The following is a 22,897-nucleotide window of genomic DNA, read 5'->3' as shown; positions in this document are numbered from 1 at the left end:
GTTCGGCGTGCACGAGTCCATGCGGTTCGCCCGCCTGACGCGCGTACAGGCCGACCAGGCTGTTCAGCAGTTGGCGCTGCTCGCGCAGGGTCCGGTGCAGGGCAGGCGGAGGTGCATCCGCGGCACGCTCATCGCCCGACGCCGCTTCGGCGGCCTCGCGGACGCTCCGGTGCTTGCCCTGCCGCGCCTGGCGCTGCATCAGCAACTCGTGCACGTGCTCGGGCTCGAGCAGACCCGGAAGACCCAGGAACTCCTCCTCTTCGGGGGTGCCGGGGACGGCGAGCTGGCCGAACTCTCGCCCGTCGAACATGACGCGGTCGAAGTGGGCGAAGGATCCGAGCGCCTGGTATGTGAACTCCTGCGTGAGGGCGTCAGACGCGGATTCTTCGCGCTCGGCCGCATCCATGGCGTCTTCGTCGAGGGCCCACTCGTCATCGCCGTCGCTGTCGCGATCGAGAGCATGATCGCGCTCACGCTCCAGTTCGCCGGCCAGCGCGATCAACTGCGGCACGTTCGGCAGGAAGATGCTCGCGGTCTCGCCACGGCGCCGCGCACGCACGAAACGTCCGATCGCCTGCGCGAAGAACAGGGGCGTCGACGCGGATGTCGCATAGACCCCGACGGCGAGGCGCGGCACATCGACGCCTTCCGACACCATGCGTACGGCCACCAGCCAGCGCGACGTCGAGTTCGCGTACTGCTCGATGCGGGCGGATGCCTCGGCCTCGTCCGACAGCACGACGGTCGGTGTTTCGCCGCTGATGGACTCCAGGATCGCGGCATAAGCGCGCGCAGCGGTCTGATCGGTCGCGATGACCAGTCCCCCGGCATCCGGAATCTGTTCACGCACCTCGGTCAGTCGTCGATCCGCGGAGCGCAACACGGCGGGGATCCAGTCGCCGTTCGGGTCGAGCGCGGTCCGCCACGCCTGAGCGGTGATGTCTTTCGTGTTGTCCTGGCCGAGATACGCCTCCATCTCGTCGCCCGCCCGTGTGCGCCAACGCATCTTCCCGGCGTAGACGAGGAACATGACGGGCCGCACCACGCCGTCTTCGAGCGCGCGGCGATACCCGTAGTTGTAGTCGGTGCGCGAGAGGCGAATGCCCTTCTCATTCGGCGCGTACTCCACGAACGGGATCGGAGCGGTGTCGCTCCGGAAGGGCGTGCCCGACAGCAGCAGTCTGCGGGTCGCGCGACCGTAGGCCTCGCGGAGCGCATCTCCCCAGCTCAGAGCGTCGCCACCGTGGTGGACCTCATCGAGGATGACGAGCGTGCGCGCATCCATGATCAGGCGTTCGTGAACGGATGCCTTGACCGCGACCTGCGCGTACGTCACGGCAACCCCGTGGTACTGCCGCGACGGCATGGCGTGGCGGTTGCTGAAGTTCGGATCGAGCCTCAGCGAGACGCGGGCCGCAGCATCCGCCCACTGCGTCTTCAGATGTTCGGTCGGGGCGACGACGACGATGCGAGAGATGACCCGACGACGGAGCAACTCGGTCGCCAGACGGAGGGCGAACGTCGTCTTGCCTGCGCCCGGCGTCGCCGCCGCGAGGAAGTCGCGCGGACCTTTTCCGACACCGTCGGGGCCGTCGAGCGCGAAGTAGATGTCGAGGGCCTCGGCCTGCCACGCGCGCAGCGCCTGCGCCGTACCCCAGGGCGCGCGTTGCGGATACGAGGGCGACAGGTGCTCGGCCGCGAAGCTGCCGACGTGCGCACCGGGTTGCTCCTCGATCACCTGCACACCCCTCCCGCATCGGCATCCGCTCGCCCGAACGCACGACTGACCACGATAGACGAACCCGCCGACACCCGGCCCCGCGCCGTGAGCTCGACGGCCCCAGCGATGTCGGCCCCGCGCGGTATGGTCGAAAACGGTCGACAGGCGAGGAGGTCCTATGCCCGCGCACGAACCCGAAAACTTTCCCACCCCGGATGCGACGGATCAGCCGACGCACCCGTGGCGTCGATTCGTCGCGATCGGCGACTCGTTCACCGAGGGCGTTGGCGACCCCGAGCCGCGACTCGACGGCGGGTACCGCGGGTGGGCGGACCGTGTCGCCGAGGTGCTGGGTTCACAGGTGCCCGATTTTGCATATGCCAACCTCGCGGTGCGGGGGCGACTGATCGCGCCGATCATCGCCGAACAGGTCGAACCCGCCCTCGCACTCAAGCCCGACCTCGTCACCTTGTGTGCCGGGGGAAACGACATCATTCGTCCCGGCGCCGACCCCGACGCGGTCGCCGCCCAATTCGAGGACGCCGTTGCACGGCTCTCGCAGAGCGGCGCGACGATCGTCATCTTCACGGGAATAGACGTCGGCTGGCAGCCGGTCTTTCGCGCCATGCGAGGAAAGATCGCGATCTACAACGAGAATCTGCGCGCGATCGCCGACAGGTACGACTGCGTGGTCGCCGACCAGTGGGGGCTGAAAGAGATCCAGGACGCCCGCTTCTTCGACGCCGATCGCCTGCATCTGAACCCCCTCGGCCATCACGAAGTGGCTCGCATGGTGCTTCGGACGCTCAACGTCTCGAACGACCTCGTCCCCATGCAGCCCGACCCGTTCCCGAGCACGACCTGGCGCACCGCGCGCGTCGGGGACTTCGTGTGGGCTCGCTCACATCTCGTTCCGTGGGTCTTGCGGCGCCTCCGGCACCAGTCGTCGGGAGACAACGTCACGGCTAAGCGCCCCGAACCGCTGCCGATGGAGATCCTCGCGCCCGGTCAAGATCCGAACGCGCAGCCGGGGAAGACCGTCTGATCAGTCGGACTCGGTAGCCGGGTTTACGAGCGGATGCGCAGGGCCCACAGGGTGACCGCGCTGGCGGCGGCGACGTTCAGCGAATCGACGCCGCCGGTCATCGGAATCGTCACGGTCGAGTCGGCTGCGGCGATCGCGTGGCGTGAGAGGCCGTCGCCCTCCGCACCTAGCACGATGGCCACCCGCTCGGGCGGGTTCTCGACGAAGTCATCGAGCGACACGGCATCCTCAGACAGGGCGAGCGCCATGATGTGAAAACCGGCCTCGTGCAGCAGCTCAGCGCCCTCACGCCAGGCCGGTAGGCGCGTCCACGGCACCTGGAAGACCGTTCCCATGCTGACCCGGATGCTGCGCCGGTACAGCGGGTCGGCGCAGCGCGGCGAAACCAGCACGGCGTCTGCCCCCATGCCCGCGGCGGCGCGAAAAACGGCCCCGACGTTGGTGTGATCGACGAGGTCTTCCAGCACGACGACCCGACGGGCGTCGGCAAGAATTTCTTGCACCGAGGGAGTTGCGGGCCGATGCATCGACGCGAGCAGGCCCCGGTGCACGGCGTAGCCGGTCACGCTCTCGGCGAGCTCGGCATCCACGACGTACACGGGGGTCGCATCGTCCGCTCCGAGCAGGGCTTCGACGTCACCGAGCCACTTCTCTTGCGTCAAGACCGACCGCGGGCGGTGCCCGGCGACGAGGGCGCGGGAGAGGACCTTCGCGGACTCGGCGATGTACAGCCCGCCCTCGGGCTCGAGCACCCGCCTGAGGGCGACATCGGTCAGGTCGCGGTAGTCCGCAAGGCGCGGGTCCGAAGCATCCGTCACCCGCTCAGTTGTCACTCGCCCAACCTACCCACCCGCGCGAGGGTGCCCGTTCCACCCCGCAAGGGTGCCCGTTCCACCCGCGAGGGTGCCCCTTCGCGCGATATGATGGATTCATCATGTCACTACCTCAGTCGCAACGTCCGCTCTACGAAGTCAAGGCGGGGCTGTTCAAGGGCCTGTCGCATCCCCTACGCATCCGGATGCTCGAGCTGCTGGCAGACGGCGAAGAACACACGGTGGGCTACCTGCAGACGAGCACCGGTCTCGAGGCATCCCACCTCTCCCAACACCTGTCGGTGCTGCGCCGGCACCGGCTGGTCACATCCGAGCGCCGCGGCAGCAATGTCTACTACCGACTCGCGCGACCGGAGGTCGCCGAACTCCTCGGCGTCGCGCGCCGACTCCTCGCTGCGCTGGTAGCCGAGGACGGTGCGCGCGCTGACGACGTCGCCGAGCTGCCGTCGTTCGGCGCATCCTCATGATCCGCGCACTGCATGCTGTGCGCGCGCTACTGCCATCACGTGCCGACTATCGGGAGGTCCCGAAGAGCTGGCGCCGCGACGTGCTGGCCGGCGTCACGGTCGGCATTGTCGCGCTTCCGCTGGCTCTCGGGTTCGGCATATCGTCGGGCGCTGGCGCCGCGGCGGGCCTGATCACGGCGATCGTCGCGGGTGTCATCGCGGCGGTCTTCGGCGGATCGAACGTGCAGGTATCGGGACCGACCGGCGCGATGGTCGTCGTACTCGCCCCCATCGTGGCGGCCAATGGCATGGGCGCCGTCGCGATCGTGAGCCTGTTGGCCGGGGTCATCGTCGTGGTCGCGGGGATCGCTCGGCTCGGCCGTGCGGTGTCGTTCATTCCCTGGCCGGTCATCGAGGGCTTCACCCTCGGAATCGCCGTCATCATCTTCTTGCAGCAGGTGCCCGCTCTGACCGGACCCGCGACGCACGGCGGCTCGCACACGAATGTGGCCCTGGCTGCGTTCGATGCTCTGGCCTCGGCGGATATCGGCTACCTGCTCTGGGCGCTCGGTGCCGTCGGTATCGTCGCGGGCTGCATGCTTCTGCTCCCCCGCCTGCATCCGGCCATCCCCGGCTCCCTCGTCGGCGTGATCCTGGTGACGCTGCTGACGCTCGTCGTGTCGGACCCACTCGCCGTGATCGGCGCCCTTCCCGCCGCGCTCCCGATGCCGATCCTGCCCGCACTCGACCTCGGTACCCTCTCGAGCCTCTTGCTCCCGGCACTCACGGTCGCCGCCCTCGCAGCGATCGAGTCCCTCCTGTCCGCCCGGGTCGCTGCATCCCTCGCCGACACGGGTCCGTACGACCCCGACCGCGAACTCTTCGGACAGGGACTCGCCTCGATCGGATCAGGTCTGTTCGGCGGGATGCCCGCTACCGGGGCCATCGCACGCACGGCCGTCAATGTCCGCGCCGGGGCTCGCACGCGCCTCGCCGCGATCGTGCACGCGCTTGTGCTGCTGCTCGTCGTGGTCGCGGTCGCGGGCCCCGTGGGCGCGATCCCGCTCGCCGCACTGTCGGGCGTTCTCATGGTCACGGCCATCCGGATGGTCCACCTCGCGACGGCCCGCTCGATCCTGCGCTCGACACGGGCGGACGCGGTCGCCTACGTCGTGACGGCGATCGTGACGGTCTCGGTCGACCTCATTGTCGCCGTCGTCATCGGCATGATCGTCGCGGCGATCTTCGCGCTCCGTGGGCTCGCTCGGGCGACGGGGGTCCAGCGCGAACCGATCCTCGGCGACCCGGAACTCGGCGACGAGCGCATAGCGATCATCCGTCTCGATGGCCCGCTCTTCTTCGCCGCGGCTGACCGGGTGCTGGCCGAGGTGACGTCGCTCGACGACGTGTCGGTCGTGGTGTTGCGGATGTCTCAGCTCGAACTCGTCGACGCGACCGGCGCCCACGTGCTTGGCGAGATCGTGCAACAACTCGAGCGCCGTGGCGTGACCGTGCTGATCAAGGGCGTGCGAGAGGGGCACGTCGAGCTCTTCCGAACCGTCGGGGTGCTGGGGTCGCTCCGGCACCAGAACCACCTCTTCGTCGATCTGCCCGCCGCGATCGAGCACGCCCGCAGCCACGTCGTCCGGGAGCCCTAACTCCGGAAGGGGCACCCTCGGGATCACGAACGGGCACCCTCGCGGCTGGAACGGGCACCTTCGCGATCACGAACGGGCACCCTCGCGCGTCAGTAGGCTGGACGGATGCCGCGGGCGCCAGCAGCGCGTGCGGCTCCGATCGCCCACGACCCACGGGAGTAACGCTGTGCCTGGAGAAAACCTCACCCGCATCGAGGCGCAGGAGCGCCGCGCCGTCGTCAGCCCTTCGACAAGCTCAGGGACCGGGATGTCGTACGAGGTGACGCTCGACCTCACCCGCGGGCCGGAGATCTTCGGCTCGCGCACCGTCGTCCGGTTCACGGGAACGGAAGGCGCCGACACCTTCATCGACCTGATCGCGAGGGACATCCGCGAGATCACGCTCAACGGCCGCTCCATCGACCCGGCCGCGGCGTACTCCGACTCGCGCATCGCCCTGACCGGTCTCGAGCGCGACAACGAGCTCGTGATCGACGCGGACTGCCTGTACACGAACACGGGCGAGGGACTGCACCGATTCGTCGACCCCGTCGATGGCGAGGTCTACCTGTACTCGCAGTTCGAGGTGCCGGACTCCCGCCGCATGTATGCAGTGTTCGAGCAGCCCGACCTCAAGGCCACGTTCCAGTTCACGGTCACCGCGCCCGCTGCCTGGGCCGTCGTCTCCAACTCCCCCACCCCCGAGCCGACCCTTCGACAGGCTCAGGGACCGGATGGTGAGGCCACCGCGACATGGACCTTCGAGCCCACCCCGCGCATCTCGTCGTACATCACCGCCCTCGTCGCCGGCCCGTACGAGTCGACGTTCTCGGAGCTGACGAGCGCCTCGGGCCGCGTCATCCCCCTCGGCGTCTACGCCCGCAAGAGTCTCTGGCAACACCTCGACGCCGACTATGTGTTCGAGAAGACGCGCCAGGGATTTGCGTACTACGAGGAGAAGTTCAACTTCCCCTACCCCTTCGCCAAGTACGACCAGCTCTTCGTGCCCGAGTTCAACGCGGGCGCCATGGAGAACGCGGGCGCCGTGACGTTCACCGAGACGTACGTGTTCCGCAGCAAGGTGACGGATGCCGTCAAGGAGCGCCGCGTCGTCACGATCCTGCACGAGCTCGCGCACATGTGGTTCGGCGACCTCGTCACGATGAAGTGGTGGAACGACCTCTGGCTGAATGAGTCGTTCGCCGAGTGGGCATCGACGATCGCCACCGCCGAGGCCACCGAGTGGACCGAGGCGTGGACGACCTTCAACGCCATGGAGAAGACCTGGGCCTACCGCCAGGATCAGCTGCCCTCGACCCACCCCGTGGTGGCCGAGATCCGCGACCTCGACGACGTTCAGGTCAACTTCGACGGCATCACGTACGCCAAGGGCGGGTCGGTGCTGAAGCAGCTCGCCGCCTGGGTCGGAATCGAGAAGTTCTTCGCCGGTGTCGCGGCGTACTTCGACAAGCACCAGTGGGGCAACACGGAGGTCGGCGATCTGCTCGTCGAGCTCGAGAAGACGAGCGGTCGCGAGCTGGGCTCGTGGGCGAAGCTGTGGCTCGAGACATCCGGTGTCAACACGCTCACGCCGGTCATCGAGGAGGACGCGGACGGCACCATCACCCGCTTCGCGATCGCGCAGACGGCCGCCGCCGACTACCCGACGATCCGTCCGCACCGCCTGGGCGTCGGGTTCTACTCTCTCGAGAACGGCACGCTCACCCGCGTGCATAAGGTCGAGCTCGACGTGGACGGCGAGCTGACGGAGGTTCCCGAACTCGCCGGAGTGGCGCGCCCGGACCTCGTGCTGCTCAACGACGAAGACCTCGCATACGCCAAGATCCGTCTCGACGAGCGCTCGCTCGCCACCGCGATCGCGCACCTGCGCGACATCTCCGACCCCCTCGCCCGCTCACTCGTGTGGGGCGCCGCGTGGGATCAGACGCGGGATGCCGAGGCCTCCGCGACCGACTATGTCGATCTGGTGCTGCTGAACATCGGCTCCGAGACCGAATCGACGACGGTGCGCACGACTCTGGCCCAGTTGCAGCTCGCCGCGAACTCGTACGTCGCGCCCGAAAAGCGGACGGCGACCCGAGAGCGTGTGGCGGATGGCCTCTGGGCACTCGCCGGTCAGGCAGAGCCGGGTAGCGACAGCCAGCTGCAGTTCGTCACCGCGTTCGCCACAGCAGCCTCCAGTGCGACGCAGTGGGAGCAGGTCCGTCGCCTGCGTGACGGCGAGACCGTGCTCGAGGGACTCGAGATCGACACCGACCTGTCGTGGCAGCTGCTGATCTCGCTCGCAGCGGGTGGCTTCGCGACCGCCGCGCACATCGAAGACGCGCTGGCGCAGGACAACACGTCCAAGGGTGGCGAGCTCGCCGCTCAGGCGAAGGCCGCCCTGCCGAACGTCGAAGCGAAGCTCGCCGCCTGGGATTCGCTCGTCGAGCGCTCCGACCAGCCGAATACGATCGTGCGTTCGACGGCGCTCGGGTTCACGCATCCGGCCGGTGTCGAACTGCTCGAAGAGTTCGTCACGCCGTACTTCGCGATGCTTCTGCCGATCTGGAAGGAGCGCAGCTACCAGATCGCGCAGTACCTGATCACGGGCCTCTACCCGGCTCCTCTCGCGAATGCTGCGCTGCGGGACGCCACGCTCGCCTGGCTCGACGCGAACGCGGATGCCCCGGCGGCGCTCCGTCGTCTCGTCAAGGAGAACCTCGCGGGTGTCGAGCGGGCGATCGCGGTGCAGGAGCGCGACGCGGTCTGACCCGCGGGACCGATGGCGCGGTACCGCGGTACCACGCGGCAGCACAGAAGAACCCTCCGGAGGCGGACGCGCCGACGGAGGGTTCTTCCGTAGCGTGAAGCACATGATCGTTGCAGAGAATCTCAGCAAAGACTTCGGGGCCAAGCACGCGGTCTCGGATGTCAGCTTCACCGTCCAACCCGGGAAAGTCACCGGATTCCTCGGCCCGAACGGCGCCGGCAAATCCACCACGATGCGCATGATCGTGGGACTCGACCGTCCCTCGAAGGGCCGCGTCACCGTGAACGGCCGCGCGTACACGGGCATGCGTTCGCCGCTCACCGAGGTGGGCGTACTCCTCGATGCGAAGGCCGTTCACACGGGTCGTAGCGCCAAGAACCACCTGCGCGCGATGGCCGCCACCCACGGCATCCCCCGCTCGCGTGTCGACGAAGTGATCGAGATCACCGGACTTACCTCGGTTGCCAAGAAGCGTGCCGGTGGCTTCTCGCTCGGCATGGGTCAGCGACTCGGGATCGCCGCCGCGCTACTGGGCAACCCGCACACCCTGATCCTCGACGAGCCGGTCAACGGCCTCGACCCCGAGGGCGTCATGTGGGTCCGCCGGTTCGTCCGCCACGCCGCATCCGAGGGCCGCACCGTGCTGCTCTCCAGCCACCTGATGAGTGAGATGGCCGTGACGGCCGACCACATCATCGTGCTCGGCCGCGGCAAGGTGCTCGCGGACGCGCCCGTCACCGACCTCGTCTCGCAGTGGACCCAGCATTCCGTGCGGGTGAGGAGCCCGCACGCCTCCTCTCTCGCCGAGGCACTCGCCGCGGACGGCATCACCATCACGACGTCCGAGCCCGGCCTGCTCGACATCGTCGGCGTCACGGCGGCCACCGTCGGCGACCTCGCCGCATCGCGCGGATTCGCGCTCCACGAACTCACCCCGGCCTCGGGAACCCTGGAAGACGCTTACCTGCGCCTGACCGGCGAAGACGTCGAGTACAAGACGAAGGACATCGCATGAGCACCCTGAACGCGACAGCACCCGCCGCGCAAACAACCACCCCCGCGGCGGCCGACCCCCGCATCCATCTCTCCTTCGTGCGTCTCGTGCGTTCCGAATGGCTGAAGTTCACGACGATCCGCTCCACGTGGTGGTCCATCGCCCTTGTGCTCATCCTCTCCGTCGGTCTCAGCCTGCTGATGGCCGCGTCGTACGCGAGCTTCGCCCTCGACAATGCGGAGGCGGGGATGCCCCAGGGCAACGCCGTCGCCGTGCAGGTCATCGTCTTCAGCACGGTGTTGACCCAGTTGCTGGCCGTCATCCTCGGCTCCATCACGGTCACGGGCGAATACTCGACCGGGATGATTCGCTCGACCCTCACCGCGGCACCTGGGCGCAGCGGCGCGGTTCTCGCCAAGGCGCTCGTTGTCGGGGTGACGATGTTCGTCACGAGCATCGTGGTGTTCGCGATCATCGCGATCGTGACCGCACCGATCCTCACGACCAATGCGCTCGATCTCAGCGAACCCGAGACGGCACTCATGCCGCTCCTCGGCGCGGCACTGTTCCTCGCGCTCATGGCGATGATGGGGGTCGGCATCGGGTTCATCATCCGCAACGGGCCGGGCGCCCTGGCCATCGGCATCGGGCTGGTGTTCGTCGCGCCTCTCCTGGTCAGCTTCTTCCCCCGTGTCGACGGATTCGCGTGGATTCACGACCTGGCCAGCTACCTGCCCTCGAACGCCGGGCAGTCGCTGTTCCTCGGCGGCGGGATGTCCGGCAACGCGCTCGACACCATCCCGGCGATCGTCACGATCGTTGTGTGGGCAGCGGCGGCGCTCGTCGGCGGGATCGCGGTTCTGAAGACGCGCGACGCGTAGAGTCGATCGATGTCCGCAGCACGCGAACTCGTCCTCGGCCCGGGCACCCGCCCGGCCGAGGACGAGTTGCGTCTGCCGCGACCACCCGGTGTCTTCCGGCGCTTCTGGGCGAGGCATCCGCTCTTCGCCGACATCCTGATCGCGGTCTTCGCGTTCGTTCTCTCGCTGCCCACGCTCGCGGTCCGCTCCGATCGTGAGGCCCCGCCGACGGGCCTCCTTCTGGCGTTTCTCATCGCTCTCGCGGTATTCGGCTGCGTTGTGCTGGTATGGCGTAGGCGGTGGCCACTTGCCGTGCTGATCGTGACGCTCGCGCCTGTGCTTCTGCTCAGTCCGGACGAGATCAATACGATCAATAGCCCTGCGGCGGTCGTGGCGATCTACTCGGTAGCGGTCTACCGCAGCTCGCGCGCCGCCTGGATCGCGCTCGGCAGCGCGACAGCAGCATTCGGGCTGAACATGCTCCTGCGTTCCCTGATGGGGTTCACCGACTTCACCCTGCTGCTCAATATCGCCATTAGCTTCGGCGTGACCCTGTTGCTCGGCACACTGGTCGGCACCAACGTCGGGAATCGTAAGCGGTACCTCGAGGCCCTGATCGACCGCTCGCGACAACTCCTCGTCGAGCGGGATCAGCAGGCGCAGCTGGCCGCCGCGGCGGAGCGGACCCGCATCGCACGCGAGATGCACGACGTGGTCTCCCACTCCCTCACCGTCATCGTCGCCCTGTCCGAGGGGGCGAGCGTCACATCCGACCCTGAGCGTTCACGCGAGGCATCGCGCGCCGTCGCCGCCACGGCACGGGACGCGCTCGCCGAGATGAGGATGATGCTGGGAGTGCTGCGCGATGATCGCCCGGCTGATGCTCCGCTCGCACCGATCGAAGACGGCTCACTCGAGGACCTGGTCGACGCAGCGCGAAACGCGGGGTTCCCCGTCAGCCTCTCGCTGACCGGAGTCGCCGACTGCCCACCCGTGGTCCGTCAAGCCATTCGACGCATCGTGCAAGAGGGACTGACCAATGCCATGCGCTACGCGCACGACCCGCGCTTCATCCGCGTCGAGGTTGTCCACGCGCAGAACGAGCTGACCCTGACCGTCGACAACGACGGTTCGCGGCCCGACGAACCGTCGGGCGGCGGCGGTCTCGGTCTGTTGGGGCTGCGCGAGCGCCTCGCCCATCTCGGCGGCAACCTCGAGGCTGGCATGATCTCACCCGACCATTGGCGACTCCGCGCCCGCATCCCCCTGGAGCCACCGCATGAGTGAACGCACGCCCATCCGCATTCTGCTCGTCGACGACCAACAGCTCATTCGGATGGGCTTTCGCATGGTGCTCGAGGCCTCGCCGGAGTTCGTCGTGGTCGGCGAGGCCGCGAACGGTGCCGAGGCGATCGAGGCGGTGCGCGAGCTCACCCCCGATGTTGTCCTGATGGACGTACGGATGCCTCGGCTCGACGGCATCGCCGCGACAGAGCAGATCGTGCAGCAGCATCCCGACTCGAGAATCATCGTCCTCACGACCTTCGATCTCGACGAGTACGCGTTCGGCGCGCTCGCCGCGGGCGCGAGCGGCTTTCTCTTGAAGGACGTGCAGGCCAGCGAGCTGACGGCAGCCATCCGGGCCGTGCATTCGGGCGACGCGACATTGTCGCCACGCGTGACCCGACGGATGCTGGAACTGTTCGGCGGACATCTGCCCACTGCCTCCGGTGGTGGCGCGGATGTCGCCGCACTCGCCACACTCACCGAGCGCGAACGCGACGTGTTCGCCGCGATCGGCCAGGGGCTCACGAATACAGAAATCGCCACCGCGCTGTTCGTGAGTGAATCGACCGTCAAGACCCACGTCGGGCGGGTATTGGCCAAGATGGGCGCGCGCGATCGGGTACAGGCCGTGATCCTCGCTCACCGGTTGGGTGTCACGCGGTCTGCATAGCCGCCGTCGGTAGAATCGGGAGGATGTTCACCTCCGTCGAAGACACCCCTCTGGGCCCTTGGGCTCAGTTTGGGGCGGATGTGCTGAGCTTCCTCCGCGACGCCGGCCTTCTGCTCCTCGGCGTTGCGGGAATCATCGTTGGCGCGCTTGTCCTCAGCTGGGTACTGCGCCTGGTCATCCGTCGCGTAGTAGCGCGCGTCGTGAACGGCGCGAAAAGCAAGGCGAACGTCGACGACACGCAGGCTCTCGAGCGCTCACCGCTCGCGGCGGTTCGACTCGTGCAGCGCACTCGGACGCTCGGTTCGATCCTCCAAAACATCGTCAATGTCGCGATCGGGATCGTCGCGATCGTCCTGATCATCAACCTGCTCGCCCCCGGCGTTCTGGGGTCCATCGCGCTCCTCACGGCGGCGATCGGTGCAGGTCTCGGCTTCGGTGCGCAGAACATCGTCAAGGACGTCCTGAACGGCATCTTCATCGTCGCGGAGGATCAAATCGGGATCGGCGACGTCGTGGACCTCGGTCTCGCGACCGGCATCGTCGAGTACGTCAGCGTCAGGATCACCCACGTCCGCGATGTCAACGGCACGCTCTGGTACGTCCGCAACGGCGAGATCACGCGCATCGGCAACATGTCGCAGGGGTGGTCCCGCGTGATCATCGACCTAGCCGTGCCCGTCGACGCCGACATCAACGAGGTCGAGTCGGCCATGCTCGAGGCCGCCAAGGATCTCGCGAAGGAGCCGAAGTGGCGCACCCGCATCATCGAGAAGCCCGAGGTATGGGGTCTCGAGTCTGTCTCGGGTGACGCCCTCGTCATTCGTCTGGTCATGAAAACGCGAGCCAACGCGAAAGACGATGTCGCGCGTGAGCTGCGGATGCGTCTCAAGCACGCGATCGATGCCCTCGGTCTCACGCTCCCCCAGCTCAACTCGATCGTGCTGACGGGACTCGAGGGTGCGCAGCGCGTGCGCGGCGCGAACCCCCCGAAGACCCGCCCGACGCCGGTCACAACCGAAGCAGCGCCGATACCGGAGCGCCCGGTGTGGAAGCCGAAACGCACGCGCAAGACGGCACCCCCGGCGGACACGACACCCGAGGGTTCGGCGGGAGACAACACCGCTGGCGACAGCACTCCCCCAGACGACGACACGACCCCGAAGACAGGCGGCACGACATGACGGACGACACGGATGCGTCGCCCCTGAGCTTCTACGACGAGGTCGGCGGGCACGAAACGTTCGTCCGCCTCGTCGACGGGTTCTACCGAGGCGTCGCGACCGACGAGGTCCTGAAGCCGATGTACCCGGAAGAAGACCTCGGCCCTGCGGCCGAGCGACTGACCCTATTTCTCGAGCAGTACTGGGGTGGCCCGACGACGTACAGCGAGCGTCGCGGGCATCCGCGCCTGCGCGCCCGCCACAACCCCTTCCACGTGAATCCCGACGCCCGCGACCGCTGGCTGAGGCACATGCGGGCCTCGCTCGACGAACTCGACCTGCCGCCGCTCCACGAGGCGACGCTGTGGGACTACCTCGAGCGCGCCGCGATGGCTATGGTCAACACATTCGAGGCGTCACCGATCGGTCCGCCGAGCGGTGGACGGACGGCATTCACCGCGAGCGTGGCGGGCCCGCACCATCCGCCCGTTCCGAAGGCAGCCACTCACGAATCGCCACCGCCCGAAAGCTGAGCACGCCCCCGCCGCCACGCGCGGGTCCATCGACACAGGAGTCGCCATGGCCGAGACAACCCACACCACCGACGTCCTGGTGATCGGCTGGGGTCTCGCCGGACTCGTCGCGGCAGCGCACGCACTGGACGCGGGCAAGACGGTCACGATCGTCGATCAAGAGCCGCGCAGCAACCTCGGCGGGCAGGCATGGTGGTCGTTCGGCGGGCTCTTCTTGGCCGACTCCCCCGAGCAGCGGCGCATGGGCATCACGGACTCACTCGCCCTGGCGCGGCAGGACTGGTTCGGAACCGCCGGGTTCGATCGCGAAGAGGATGCCTGGCCCAGGCGTTGGGCCGAGGCCTACGTCGAGTTCGCGTCGGGCGAGAAGCGTGCCTGGCTACGCCAACTGGGCATCGGCCTCTTTCCTGTCGTCGGCTGGGCGGAGCGCGGCGGGTACACGGCGATGGGTCCCGGCAATTCAGTCCCGCGCTTCCACATCGCCTGGGGCACCGGCCCCGCCATCGTGGCGGCGTTCCAGGCCCGGGTCGAACGTGGCGAGGCGGAGGGACGCGCGACGGTGCTCGCGCGACACAGGGTCACTGACCTGGTTACGCACGACGGCGGCATCGTCGGCGCGGTGGGCGAGGCACTCGCCCCGTCCGGAGCGCCGCGCGGCGAGGCGACATCCCGAGAGGTGGTCGGATCGTTCACCATCACGGCGGGCGCGACTGTCGTCGCCTCCGGCGGGATCGGCGGCAACCACGCGCTCGTGCGGAGTCGGTGGCCCGAGCGCCTCGGGACTCCCCCGGAACACATGCTCTCCGGAGTCCCGTCCTACGTCGACGGCGCAATGCTCGATGTGGCCGAACGCGCGGGGGCACACCAGATCAACGGCGACCGGATGTGGCACTACGTCGAGGGGATCCAGAACCACGATCCCGTCTGGCCGAATCACGGCATCCGGATCCTCCCAGGACCGTCGTCGGTGTGGCTCGATGCAACCGGCAAGCGCCTTCCCGTGCCGCTGTTCCCCGGCTTCGACACCCTCGGCACTCTCGCGCACCTGCGCACGACCGGGCACGATCACTCCTGGTTCGTGCTCTCACGCCGCATCATCGAGAAGGAGTTCGCTCTCTCAGGGAGCGAGCAGAACCCCGACCTGACCGGCAAAGACCTGGGGCTCCTCGTGCGCTCACGGCTGGCGAAAGGCCCGACCGACCCCGTGCAGGCCTTCATGGACCGCGGCGCCGACTTCGTCATTGCAGACACACTGGACCGCCTGCTCACCGGGATGGCTGCACTGCCGGGCGGCGACGCCCTCGACATCGAGCACGCGCGGGCCGAAGTCGAGGCGCGCGACCGCGAGATCGACAACGACTTCACGAAGGATGCGCAGATCGCGATGCTGCGGTCGGCACGCGCCTATCGCGGCGACCGGTTGATTCGCACTGCCTCACCCCACCGCATCCTCGACCCATCGGCGGGACCCCTGATCGCGGTCAAGCTGCACGTCGTGACGCGTAAATCACTCGGCGGGATCGAGACCGACTTGCAGTCGCGCGCGCTGGGCATGGGCGGCAGACCTGTTCCCGGGCTATTCGCCGCGGGAGAGGCAAGCGGCTTCGGCGGTGGCGGAGTCCACGGCTACCGCGCACTCGAGGGAACCTTCCTCGGCGGATGCCTGTTCTCGGGACGTGCGGCGGGTCGGGCGGCTGCGGCCTCCGTCTGAATCGGCGCCGGAGTCAGACGGTGATCGTCGCGCCGCGTACCAAAACATGGCCGCGGGCGAAGCTGAGCCGAGCCCACGCGCCCGACTTCAGCAGGTGCACCTGTTCGGATCCGACGATGAAGCCCAGCGCCACGGCGGCGAAACCTGCGCCGAGGGAGAGACCCGACCAGGCCTCGACGGGCTCGCTCCAGACGGCCGAACGCACGCGCTGGACCGCTTCGGCGCCAGCATCGGCCGGAACGACCTCGGCGACCCGCGCCATTCCCTCGTGCGCCCGCGCTGCAACATCCGCGCTGTCGATCGTTGTAACCGGCGTCCACCCACCGCGCGGGGCGGAGACACCCGCCCAGGTCGCGCGCAGGGCGGTCGCGGGCAGCTCGGCTGCGGTCGTGTCGCTCGTGGATGCCACGACACTCGATGCCGTGACAACAAGATCGCAGACGAGTTCGGGATCGACGGGCAGCGCGCGCAGGGCAAGGATCGTCGGCGTGCGGTCCAGCAGACCGCGAGGCACCAGGATCGGCGCCCAGGTGGCGAGTGTGCCGCGGGAGGCTTCGAGCCGCACCTCGGGGTCGCTCAAGCGAGAGGCACGGGACGTGAAGGTCAGGAAGTCGTCGCGCGCCTCGGAATCGGGGAATCTGAGGGTCTGCGGCATCCCCTCTAAGCTATCAAGGCGGCGGAGCACCCATGCCGCGGGAGGATATTCGTGACTGATTCAGCCGTTCCCACCCTCCGCTCGGACGACCCAGTGGATCGCTTTCTGACCGTGCTGTCGCTCCAGGGTGGCGAGGCGCGGACGACCGAGGACATCTTCGTCGGGCAATCCGAACCGATGCCCGGCGGACGCGTGTTCGGCGGGCAGGTGCTGGGTCAGGCCGTCATAGCGGCACAGCGCACGGTGCCCGAAGAACGTCTCGCGCACTCCCTGCACGGCTACTTTCTGCGGCCCGGCGATTCGATGAAGCCCATCACGTTCTCGGTCGACCGCATCAACGATGCACGCTCGTTCTCGGCCCGCCGCATCCAAGCCTTCCAAGAGGGCGAACCGATCTTCTCGATGATCGCGTCTTTCCAGACGGCGGGCGCGGGGCTAGAACACGCAACGCCGATGCCGCAGGGAATCCCCGACCCCGAGTCGCTGTCGGAGCTGCCCCCGGGCGCCGATCAGGCGCATCCGATGTCCAAGCGTCTCTTGACGGACCGCCCCGTCGAGGTGCGGCATGTTCTGCCCGCGATCTACCTTCACCCCGACGCCGATGCTCGCCCCGAGAACGCGGCATGGGTGCGGACCAGGCGACGATTGCCGGATGACCCGGCGCTACATCGCGCAGCGCTCGCATACATCTCCGACCACACGATCCAGGAGTCGGTGATGCGGGCTCACGGCATCGCATGGACCCGTCCCGGCATCAAGGTCGCGAGTCTGGATGCCGCGCTGTGGTGGCATCGGCACGCCCGCGTCGATGAGTGGCTGCTGTACGTGCAGGAGTCGCCGAGCGCGAGCAGCGGCCGAGGTCTTGCGACCGGCCGCATCTACACGCGCGACGGGTTGCTCGTGGCCACGTCGGCGCAGGAGATCGTCATCCGGGTTCCCGACGCGTCCTAGGACCGTTTCGACAGGCTCAGCGACGCGTACTGACGGGTCGCTTCGACAAGCTCAGCGAACAGGATCAACCGCGGCGCGCGTAGACGATCGGTTCGCCGAGATGCGGCGTCCAGGCAGCGCGCTGCTCGTCGGTGAGACGTCGCGGGCGCCCACTTTCGGCATCCACCATGACCAGCACCGCCGAGGAGCGTGCATACAGCTCCTGCTTCTCGTGGTCGCCGGAACCGGGCCCGAGCGGACTGTAGACCTCGTAGCAGATCTCGATGCTCGAGCCACCGATCCGGCCGAACCAGATCTGCACGTCCAACGGTCGCCGCTGATACGGAACGGGGCGAAGGTACTCGATCTCTTGCCGTGCGATCAGCGAGAGCACGCCGTGCTCGAGCCCGGAGTCGAGGACCGCGGTGGATGGCGCATTCTCACCGTCTTCGCCCGTCGACCGCCAGAAGGCGCGGATGCGTGCCTCTTCGAGCAGCTTGAGCATCGACGTGTTGTTGACGTGGTTGAACGCGTCGAGGTCGCCCCAACGAAGCGGCATCGGGACGTGCAGCCGCACGCCGCTGGGGTTCGTGGTCGTGGGGTCAGTCACGCGTGAGCTTGCGGTACGTCGAGCTCGAACGGTTCAGCGCGTCGGGGCCGAGGCGTTCGATCTTGTTCTCTTCGTACGCCTCGAAGTTTCCCTCGAACCAATACCACTTGTCGGGCTCTTCTTCCGTCCCCTCGTACGACAGGATGTGCGTCGCGATGCGGTCGAGGAACCACCGGTCGTGCGTGATGACCACGGCACATCCGGGGAACTCGAGGAGCGCGTTCTCGAGGCTGCCGAGCGTCTCGACGTCCAGGTCGTTCGTCGGTTCGTCGAGAAGCAGCAGGTTGCCGCCCTGCTTCAGCGTGAGTGCGAGGTTCAGGCGGTTGCGCTCACCACCGGAGAGGACGCCGGCCTTCTTCTGCTGGTCGGGGCCCTTGAAGCCGAACTGCGACACATAGGCGCGCGAGGGGATCTCGACCTTGCCGACCTGGATCCAGTCGAGGCCATCGCTGACGACCTCCCACAGGGACTTGTTGGGGTCGATGCCGCCACGCGTCTGGTCGACGTAAGAGATCTCGACGGTCTCGCCGACCTTGAGTTCGCCTCCGTCGAGGGGTTCAAGGCCCACAATCGACTTGAACAGGGTCGTCTTTCCGACACCGTTGGGGCCGATGATGCCGACGATGCCGTTGCGGGGCAGCGAGAAGCTCAGGTCATCGATCAGGCTGCGGCCGTCGAAGCCCTTCTGGATCTTCCTGGCCTCGAGGACGATCTGGCCGAGTCGCGGTCCCGGCGGGATGACGATCTCGTCGAAGTCCAACTTGCGGGTGCGGTCGGCCTCGGCAGCCATCTCTTCATAGCGCGCGAGACGCGACTTCGACTTGGTCTGGCGCCCCTTGGCGTTGCTGCGCACCCATTCGAGTTCGCTGGCGAGGCGCTTGGCGAGCTTGGCATCCTTCTTGCCCTGGACCTGCAGACGCTCCTGCTTCTTCTCGAGGTAGGTCGAGTAGTTGCCCTCGTAGGGGTACAGGCGCCCGCGGTCGACCTCACAGATCCACTCCGCGACGTGGTCGAGGAAGTACCGATCGTGCGTGACGGCGAGAACGGCGCCGGGGTACTTGGCCAGGTGCTGCTCGAGCCACTGCACGCTTTCGGCGTCGAGGTGGTTCGTGGGCTCGTCGAGCAGCAGCAGGTCGGGCTTCTGCAGCAGCAGCTTGCAGAGCGCGACACGGCGCTTCTCTCCACCCGAGAGGTTCGAGACGATCGCCTCGGACGGCGGGGTACGGAGGGCATCCATGGCCTGCTCGAGCTGCGAGTCGAGGTCCCACGCGTCGGCGGCGTCGATGGCCTCCTGCAGAGTGCCCATTTCGGCCAGCAGCGCGTCGAAGTCGGCATCCGGGTCCGCCATCAGGCCCGAGATCTCGTTGAACCGGTCGAGCTGAGCTTTGATCGGCCCGACGCCCTGCTGCACGTTCTCGAGAACGGTCTTGTCTTCGTCGAGCTCGGGCTCCTGCATCAGGATGCCGACGCTGTAGCCCGCCGATAGCCGGGCCTCGCCGTTGGAGGGGATGTCGAGCCCCGCCATGATCTTGAGGATCGTGGACTTACCGGCACCGTTGGGGCCGACCACGCCGATCTTCGCGCCGGGGAGGAACGCCATCGTGACGTCGTCGAGGATTACCTTGTCGCCGACCGCTTTGCGGGCGCGCACCATCTGGTAGATATATTCAGCCATGTCCCGTCCAGTCTACGGGCGGTACACCGTCGACTCAGCGCCGTGCGCGTCCTGGACTGGCGGTCCGGGGCCTCACCAGTCGATCGGACGGGTTTCTCCGATGAGGCATGCCCCGCCCTCCAGGATCGGCACCACCACCGTCGCCGGTTCGGCGAACGCAGCCCCCGCTTGTCCGATCAAGCATGCGTCATTCCATGCGACCGAGAACTGGATGCTGTCTGCCGCGTTGCCGATAGCCGTCTGATCCTTCGTGACCTGCATCCGGCTCTTATCGAACCCCGCCGCCACGAGCGCGTCGATGTAAGCACGCCCGGCCATGCGCTCGGGGCCCGCCCACACCTGTTGGACGACGAGGGTGAAGTACTGCAGGTTGTCTTCCGCTGTTCCCTCCGGCTGCAGTGTGGGGGCTGGCGGCGGAGTGGGCGTCGCCGACGGCGAGACGGACACGGTAGGGGCCGCCGACGTCGGCGTGTCATCTGGCGCCGGAGACTGCACGCAGGCGCTCAGCGTCAGAGCGGCGACGATGAGGGCGACTCCACCGGCGACAGCACGAAGGGATCGACGGAGCTGCACCAGCAAAGTCTAAGCGCGCCCGTCGAGAGCCCAACGCAGGTCGGGATGGCAAAGCGCCGCTGCCAGCGCCCGCCGTCGTCGACCACCGACGGCGGACACCGGCCGTGTCAGAAGGGAACGGGCTCGCGATCCGGCTCGTGCGATACCAGGGATCCGGCGGGCACCGATGAACCCTCCGTGTTGTCCGCGACCGCCTCGTCGGGTCCAGGGTCACGCTGCGTACCGGGCGCGAACCATCCCTCGGCGTCTGCCGAACCCTGATTCGTCGAGGCGGGGACCGGTTCGCGCGCACCGGCTCGCTCGAAGCGAGTCGTACCCCACAGCAGGTCATGTCCGATCGCCTCCGCATCGATCTCGGCGGTGGTCCCGCTGCGATCACCCTTGTCCCACGTGCGGATCCTGAGGCGACCGCTGACGATGACACGCTCGCCGCGCTGAAGCGATGCGGCAGTGTTGAGGGCGAGAGCGCGGAAGGCAGACACGGAGTACCAGCTGGTTTCGCCGTCCACCCATTTTTCCGTCGTGCGGTCGAACCGGCGGGGGGAACTCGCGACACGAAAAGTCGTGATCGGGATGCCCGAGGGGGTTTGAGTATGCCGCGGATCCCCCGCGATGTTGCCGACGATCGTGATGTGGTCGCTCATGACCCGACTCCTTTCGCACGGGAGGTGCGCCTCCCGATCGAGAGCACGGTGCCCTCTCCGGACAGCATCTTCCGCGGCGCTCCTTCATAGCCGCCTGCGCTCCCGATTCGGGGACGGTGCCGTGCGGAACACGCCTGGGGAGGACCGTTCAGCAAGCCGCCCACGGACGCCCGCGCGAATGTCGGAGGTCGAACATACATTCGATGCAGAAGGGAGTTCCTCAATGACAAACCCCACCCTCACCGCTCCTGCGATGATCCGCCTCGACGGCACACCCCCCACACCCTCCCCCGCTCTGCGGGTCCGGCTCACCCCTGCCGGGCCCGCACTCTGGCGCGTGCTCGATGCGGCAGGGCGCATCGTCGGCCATCTGCACCGACTCGATCACACGCTCGGATCGCGATGGTCCGCACGCCGCTACCGCGACGGCGTCAAGGGCTTTCGAACCGTCGGGGAGTTCTGGTCTGTCGATGAGGCGATCAGCGCACTCCGAAACGGCTGACTCGACGGCACACCCGCTCGACGCGGCTGAACCGCTTCGGACGCTGGTCGACTCTCGACTCTCGACTCTCGACAGCGTTACACCACTGCCGCGAGCACCGTCTCCGTCACAGGACGACCGCGATCGCGTGCTTCCGGCCACGCATCCGCGAGAATCTCCACCGCTCGCGTCAGCTCGGTGGGGGGCGCCGTGAACGGCACTCGCAGGTGCCGTTCGTGACCGCCGTCCACCCCGAAGCGTGGCCCCGAAGAGAGGATCAGGCCGCGGCTCCGAACGGCCAATGCCAGCGGAGAACTGACGGGAGCACCGAGACCCACCCACAGCGACACTCCCCCGTGCACGGTCGGCACCGTCCACTCCGGCAGAGCTTCGGCCAGCGCCCGCACGAGCGTGTCGCGGCCCTCACGCAGAAGCTGGGCACGCTGCAGCAGGATCTCGGGTAACCGCTCGAACGCAAGTATCGCGACCTGCTGTTCCAACTCCGGGGTCCCCAACTCGCGTCGGGGACGTGCCGCGATGAGCCTCGGCACCAGGTCGAGGTCCGCGCGGATCCACCCGATTCGGAGGCCACCCCAGACGGTCTTGCTCAGCGATCCGATCGTCACGATGTTCCGCTGAACCGAGGGATCGAGACCGAACCCGAACGGCAGGCTCTCGAAGGGCCGATCGATGTTGAGGTCCGCGGTGGTCTCGTCCGCGACGACGATCGCACCGGCATCTGCGGCCGATTCGGCCAGCATGCGACGCGTGTGCTCGCTCATCGTCGCGCCGGTCGGGTTCTGGAAGTCGGGCATCAGGTACGCAAGGCTCGGCGCCGCCCGGCGCAAAACGTGATCGGCACGCTCGAGATCCCACCCGTACTCGGCATCGACAGGGATCGCGACGAGCCTCGCATCCGCCTCCCGGAGCGCGTCGGCGGCGTGCGGATACGTCGGCGTCTCGATCGCGACACGATCCCCGCGTCGCACGAGCACATCCGTCACGAGCGAGATGGCGCTCTGCGCTCCGGTCGTGACGATGATCTGGTCGGGCACTGTGGGCAGACCGCGCGCCGTATAGCGGTCGGCGATCGCCGTACGGAGCTTGACCGCACCCACGAGGTCATAGCCGGACCGCCCGACCCAACGCGGAGCGTCGGATGCTGCGTCGACGAACAGTGCGCTCAAGCCCGGCCAGGCCGCTGGGCTTGCCCGGTGCAGATCGATCGTGTCCTCGTCCCCCGGCTCCGGGACGTCCGCGATCGGCCCGACGGCACGGACGACGCTGCCCGAACCGCGCAAGCTCGCGACGTGGCCGGACTCGCGCAGATCGCGATATGCGGCGGCGACGGTCGTTCGACTCAACCCGAGCCGGGCTGCGAGATCGCGCTCAGCGGGGAGGGCCGTACCCGGTGCGATACGGCGGTCCAGGCACAACATCCGAACCGCATCGGCGAGCCCCCGGTATGCGGGCGCGCTGTCGCGCCATTCTCCGAGGAGCTGGACGAGCGCACGGGAAGACAGTCGCGAATCGGCCATCCGTCCACCATACGGTGATTGGCCTCTACCAAAAAGGCCAATATTCGGATTGGCTCTTGATTATGTTCCTCTCCACCGGTCCAACAGCACGCGCGTCAGCTAAACGGAGCGTCTCGGCATCG

General features: G+C 67.7%; 21 protein-coding genes. 13 read left to right on the top strand and 8 right to left on the bottom strand.

What is annotated here, in order from left to right:
• A partial coding sequence (locus tag MIC448_RS00670; protein ID WP_036294490.1) for a DEAD/DEAH box helicase occupies nt 1-1,738 on the bottom strand: 1,738 nt, incomplete at its 3' end.
• Between the two features lie 160 nt (nt 1,739-1,898).
• On the opposite strand from MIC448_RS00670, the gene MIC448_RS00665 reads away from it, so the two are divergent.
• A complete protein-coding gene (locus tag MIC448_RS00665; RefSeq protein ID WP_036294458.1) occupies nt 1,899-2,765 on the top strand; it encodes an SGNH/GDSL hydrolase family protein in 867 nt (288 codons plus the stop codon).
• 23 nt (nt 2,766-2,788) lie between these two features.
• On the opposite strand, the gene MIC448_RS00660 is transcribed toward MIC448_RS00665, so the two are convergent.
• Nucleotides 2,789-3,598, bottom strand: coding sequence for an RNA methyltransferase (locus MIC448_RS00660; RefSeq protein WP_036294455.1), 810 nt, complete (start codon nt 3,596-3,598; stop codon nt 2,789-2,791).
• 101 nt (nt 3,599-3,699) lie between these two features.
• Between MIC448_RS00660 and MIC448_RS00655 the strand changes: the two genes are divergently transcribed.
• The 10 genes from MIC448_RS00655 (at nt 3,700) to MIC448_RS00610 (ending at nt 15,669) form a co-directional block, all read left to right on the top strand.
• Complete coding sequence (locus tag MIC448_RS00655) at nt 3,700-4,065, top strand: helix-turn-helix transcriptional regulator (RefSeq protein ID WP_036294452.1); 366 nt, start codon at nt 3,700-3,702, stop codon at nt 4,063-4,065.
• On the top strand, nt 4,062-5,702 hold the full coding sequence (locus tag MIC448_RS00650) for a SulP family inorganic anion transporter (protein ID WP_036294449.1): 1,641 nt from the start codon (nt 4,062-4,064) through the stop codon (nt 5,700-5,702). The genes MIC448_RS00655 and MIC448_RS00650 overlap by 4 nt, the downstream gene beginning before the upstream one ends.
• 166 nt (nt 5,703-5,868) lie before the next feature.
• The gene (pepN, locus tag MIC448_RS00645; RefSeq protein ID WP_036294447.1) at nt 5,869-8,454 is read left to right on the top strand and encodes an aminopeptidase N; all 2,586 of its coding nucleotides are present in this window, start codon (nt 5,869-5,871) and stop codon (nt 8,452-8,454) included.
• A 103-nt stretch (nt 8,455-8,557) separates the two neighbouring features.
• Entirely contained in the window at nt 8,558-9,469 is a 912-nt protein-coding gene (locus MIC448_RS00640; RefSeq protein ID WP_036294487.1) for an ATP-binding cassette domain-containing protein, read from the top strand.
• Nucleotides 9,466-10,329 (top strand): ABC transporter permease, encoded by an 864-nt coding sequence (locus MIC448_RS00635; RefSeq protein ID WP_036294444.1) that lies wholly within the window; start codon nt 9,466-9,468, stop codon nt 10,327-10,329. Before MIC448_RS00640 ends, MIC448_RS00635 begins: the two co-directional genes overlap by 4 nt.
• 9 nt (nt 10,330-10,338) lie before the next feature.
• A complete protein-coding gene (locus tag MIC448_RS00630) occupies nt 10,339-11,595 on the top strand; it encodes a sensor histidine kinase (RefSeq protein ID WP_081766088.1) in 1,257 nt (418 codons plus the stop codon).
• On the top strand, nt 11,588-12,265 hold the full coding sequence (locus tag MIC448_RS00625; protein ID WP_036294441.1) for a response regulator transcription factor: 678 nt from the start codon (nt 11,588-11,590) through the stop codon (nt 12,263-12,265). The genes MIC448_RS00630 and MIC448_RS00625 overlap by 8 nt, the downstream gene beginning before the upstream one ends.
• Before the next feature lie 23 nt (nt 12,266-12,288).
• The gene (locus MIC448_RS00620; RefSeq protein WP_051512844.1) at nt 12,289-13,446 is read left to right on the top strand and encodes a mechanosensitive ion channel family protein; all 1,158 of its coding nucleotides are present in this window, start codon (nt 12,289-12,291) and stop codon (nt 13,444-13,446) included.
• Nucleotides 13,443-13,958, top strand: coding sequence for a globin (locus MIC448_RS00615; RefSeq protein ID WP_051512843.1), 516 nt, complete (start codon nt 13,443-13,445; stop codon nt 13,956-13,958). The genes MIC448_RS00620 and MIC448_RS00615 overlap by 4 nt, the downstream gene beginning before the upstream one ends.
• A gap of 46 nt (nt 13,959-14,004) precedes the next feature.
• Nucleotides 14,005-15,669: an FAD-binding dehydrogenase gene (locus MIC448_RS00610; RefSeq protein WP_036294438.1), complete on the top strand. Its 1,665-nt coding sequence runs from the start codon at nt 14,005-14,007 to the stop codon at nt 15,667-15,669.
• 13 nt (nt 15,670-15,682) lie between these two features.
• Here the strand turns inward: MIC448_RS00610 and MIC448_RS00605 are convergent, their stop codons facing one another.
• The gene (locus tag MIC448_RS00605) at nt 15,683-16,324 is read right to left on the bottom strand and encodes a hypothetical protein (protein ID WP_036294435.1); all 642 of its coding nucleotides are present in this window, start codon (nt 16,322-16,324) and stop codon (nt 15,683-15,685) included.
• Nucleotides 16,325-16,375: 51 nt separating this feature from the next.
• Here MIC448_RS00605 and MIC448_RS00600 point away from each other — a divergent pair, with 51 nt between their 5' ends.
• Nucleotides 16,376-17,275, top strand: a complete 900-nt coding sequence (locus MIC448_RS00600; protein WP_051512841.1) for an acyl-CoA thioesterase II — start codon at nt 16,376-16,378, stop codon at nt 17,273-17,275.
• A gap of 64 nt (nt 17,276-17,339) precedes the next feature.
• On the opposite strand, the gene MIC448_RS00595 is transcribed toward MIC448_RS00600, so the two are convergent.
• From MIC448_RS00595 to ssb, 4 genes are all read right to left on the bottom strand, one after another.
• Nucleotides 17,340-17,813 carry a thioesterase family protein gene (locus MIC448_RS00595; protein WP_036294476.1) on the bottom strand — a complete coding sequence of 158 codons (474 nt, stop codon included), beginning with the start codon at nt 17,811-17,813 and terminating at the stop codon, nt 17,340-17,342.
• 43 nt (nt 17,814-17,856) lie between these two features.
• A complete protein-coding gene (gene ettA, locus MIC448_RS00590; RefSeq protein ID WP_036294429.1) occupies nt 17,857-19,539 on the bottom strand; it encodes an energy-dependent translational throttle protein EttA in 1,683 nt (560 codons plus the stop codon).
• Nucleotides 19,540-19,611: 72 nt separating this feature from the next.
• Nucleotides 19,612-20,112 (bottom strand): hypothetical protein, encoded by a 501-nt coding sequence (locus MIC448_RS00585; RefSeq protein WP_051512839.1) that lies wholly within the window; start codon nt 20,110-20,112, stop codon nt 19,612-19,614.
• 107 nt (nt 20,113-20,219) lie between these two features.
• A complete protein-coding gene (gene ssb / locus MIC448_RS00580; RefSeq protein ID WP_051512837.1) occupies nt 20,220-20,756 on the bottom strand; it encodes a single-stranded DNA-binding protein in 537 nt (178 codons plus the stop codon).
• A gap of 223 nt (nt 20,757-20,979) precedes the next feature.
• Between ssb and MIC448_RS00575 the strand changes: the two genes are divergently transcribed.
• Entirely contained in the window at nt 20,980-21,258 is a 279-nt protein-coding gene (locus tag MIC448_RS00575) for a hypothetical protein (RefSeq protein ID WP_051512835.1), read from the top strand.
• Nucleotides 21,259-21,335: 77 nt separating this feature from the next.
• Here the strand turns inward: MIC448_RS00575 and MIC448_RS00570 are convergent, their stop codons facing one another.
• Entirely contained in the window at nt 21,336-22,775 is a 1,440-nt protein-coding gene (locus MIC448_RS00570) for a PLP-dependent aminotransferase family protein (RefSeq protein ID WP_036294423.1), read from the bottom strand.
• Between the last annotated feature and the right edge of the window lie 122 nt (nt 22,776-22,897).

This window comes from Microbacterium sp. C448, from assembly GCF_000582705.2.
Classification (GTDB): domain Bacteria; phylum Actinomycetota; class Actinomycetes; order Actinomycetales; family Microbacteriaceae; genus Microbacterium; species Microbacterium lacus_A.
Note: the sequence above shows the minus strand (reverse complement) of the source record. Positions and strands in the feature narration are given on the sequence as shown.